Here is a 2,873-nt window from a genome sequence, read left to right as displayed (position 1 = left end):
AAAGGGTCAGGGAGAACTCATCTCGGGGCAAGTTTCGCGCTTAGATGCTTTCAGCGCTTATCTTTTCCGCATTTAGCTACCGGGCAATGCCATTGGCATGACAACCCGAACACCAGTGATGCGTCCACTCCGGTCCTCTCGTACTAGGAGCAGCCCCCCTCAATTCTCCAGCGCCCACGGCAGATAGGGACCGAACTGTCTCACGACGTTCTAAACCCAGCTCGCGTACCACTTTAAATGGCGAACAGCCATACCCTTGGGACCTACTTCAGCCCCAGGATGTGATGAGCCGACATCGAGGTGCCAAACACCGCCGTCGATATGAACTCTTGGGCGGTATCAGCCTGTTATCCCCGGAGTACCTTTTATCCGTTGAGCGATGGCCCTTCCATTCAGAACCACCGGATCACTAAGACCTGCTTTCGCACCTGCTCGAGCCGTCACTCTCGCAGTCAAGCTAGCTTATGCCTTTGCACTAACCTCACGATGTCCGACCGTGATTAGCTAACCTTCGTGCTCCTCCGTTACGCTTTAGGAGGAGACCGCCCCAGTCAAACTACCCACCAGACACTGTCCGCAACCCGGATCACGGGTCTACGTTAGAACATCAAACATTAAAGGGTGGTATTTCAAGGTTGGCTCCACGCAGACTGGCGTCCACGCTTCAAAGCCTCCCACCTATCCTACACATCAAGGCTCAATGTTCAGTGTCAAGCTATAGTAAAGGTTCACGGGGTCTTTCCGTCTTGCCGCGGGTACACTGCATCTTCACAGCGATTTCAATTTCACTGAGTCTCGGGTGGAGACAGCCTGGCCATCATTACGCCATTCGTGCAGGTCGGAACTTACCCGACAAGGAATTTCGCTACCTTAGGACCGTTATAGTTACGGCCGCCGTTTACCGGGGCTTCGATCAAGAGCTTCTCCTTGCGGATAACCCCATCAATTAACCTTCCGGCACCGGGCAGGCGTCACACCGTATACGTCCACTTTCGTGTTTGCACAGTGCTGTGTTTTTAATAAACAGTTGCAGCCAGCTGGTATCTTCGACTGCCTTCAGCTCCACCCGCGAGGGGTTTCACCTACCGACAGCGTGCCTTCTCCCGAAGTTACGGCACCATTTTGCCTAGTTCCTTCACCCGAGTTCTCTCAAGCGCCTTGGTATTCTCTACCTGACCACCTGTGTCGGTTTGGGGTACGATTCAATGTTACCTGATGCTTAGAGGCTTTTCCTGGAAGCAGGGCATTTGTTACTTCAGCACCGTAGTGCCTCGTCATCACACCTCAGCGTTAATAAGCGTCCGGATTTACCTAAACGCTCCGCCTACATGCTTAAACCGGGACAACCGTCGCCCGGCTAACATAGCCTTCTCCGTCCCCCCTTCGCAGTAACACCGAGTACAGGAATATTAACCTGTTTCCCATCGACTACGCCTTTCGGCCTCGCCTTAGGGGTCGACTCACCCTGCCCCGATTAACGTTGGACAGGAACCCTTGGTCTTCCGGCGAGCGGGCTTTTCACCCGCTTTATCGTTACTTATGTCAGCATTCGCACTTCTGATACCTCCAGCAAACCTCACAGTTCACCTTCGACGGCTTACAGAACGCTCCCCTACCCAACAACACATAGTGTCGCTGCCGCAGCTTCGGTGCATGGTTTAGCCCCGTTACATCTTCCGCGCAGGCCGACTCGACCAGTGAGCTATTACGCTTTCTTTAAATGATGGCTGCTTCTAAGCCAACATCCTGGCTGTCTGTGCCTTCCCACATCGTTTCCCACTTAACCATGACTTTGGGACCTTAGCTGGCGGTCTGGGTTGTTTCCCTCTTCACGACGGACGTTAGCACCCGCCGTGTGTCTCCCGTGATAACATTCTTCGGTATTCGTAGTTTGCATCGGGTTGGTAAGCCGGGATGGCCCCCTAGCCGAAACAGTGCTCTACCCCCGAAGATGAGTTCACGAGGCGCTACCTAAATAGCTTTCGGGGAGAACCAGCTATCTCCCGGTTTGATTGGCCTTTCACCCCCAGCCACAAGTCATCCGCTAATTTTTCAACATTAGTCGGTTCGGTCCTCCAGTTAGTGTTACCCAACCTTCAACCTGCCCATGGCTAGATCACCGGGTTTCGGGTCTATACCCTGCAACTTAACGCCCAGTTAAGACTCGGTTTCCCTGCGGCTCCCCTATACGGTTAACCTTGCTACAGAATATAAGTCGCTGACCCATTATACAAAAGGTACGCAGTCACCCCATAAAGAGGCTCCCACTGCTTGTACGTACACGGTTTCAGGTTCTTTTTCACTCCCCTCGCCGGGGTTCTTTTCGCCTTTCCCTCACGGTACTGGTTCACTATCGGTCAGTCAGGAGTATTTAGCCTTGGAGGATGGTCCCCCCATATTCAGACAGGATACCACGTGTCCCGCCCTACTCTTCGAACTCACAGTATGTGCATTTTAGTGTACGGGAGTATCACCCTGTACCCTGCGACTTTCCAGACGCTTCCACTAACACACAAACTGATTCAGGTTCTGGGCTGCTCCCCGTTCGCTCGCCGCTACTGGGGGAATCTCGGTTGATTTCTTTTCCTCGGGGTACTTAGATGTTTCAGTTCCCCCGGTTCGCTTCATTACGCTATGTATTCACGTAATGATAGTGTGACGAATCACACTGGGTTTCCCCATTCGGAAATCGCCGGCTATAACGGTTCATATCACCTTACCGACGCTTATCGCAGATTAGCACGTCCTTCATCGCCTCTGACTGCCAGGGCATCCACCGTGTACGCTTAGTCGCTTAACCTCACAACCCGAAGATGTCTCGTAAGACACAATCGCTGTTGTGAAAATTTGAGAGACTCGAACATGTCTTAACC

The 2,873-nt window shown here is 52.7% G+C and carries 1 rRNA gene; it reads right to left on the bottom strand.

Annotated features, from left to right (window positions below):
* Nucleotides 1-2,800, bottom strand: a 23S ribosomal RNA gene (locus tag F3J28_RS22260); the annotation flags it as partial.
* Between the last annotated feature and the right edge of the window lie 73 nt (nt 2,801-2,873).

It is taken from the genome of Enterobacter sp. Ap-1006, assembly GCF_011752835.1.
Lineage (GTDB): Bacteria > Pseudomonadota > Gammaproteobacteria > Enterobacterales > Enterobacteriaceae > Cedecea.
This window is presented reverse-complemented; position numbering and strand designations above follow the sequence as displayed.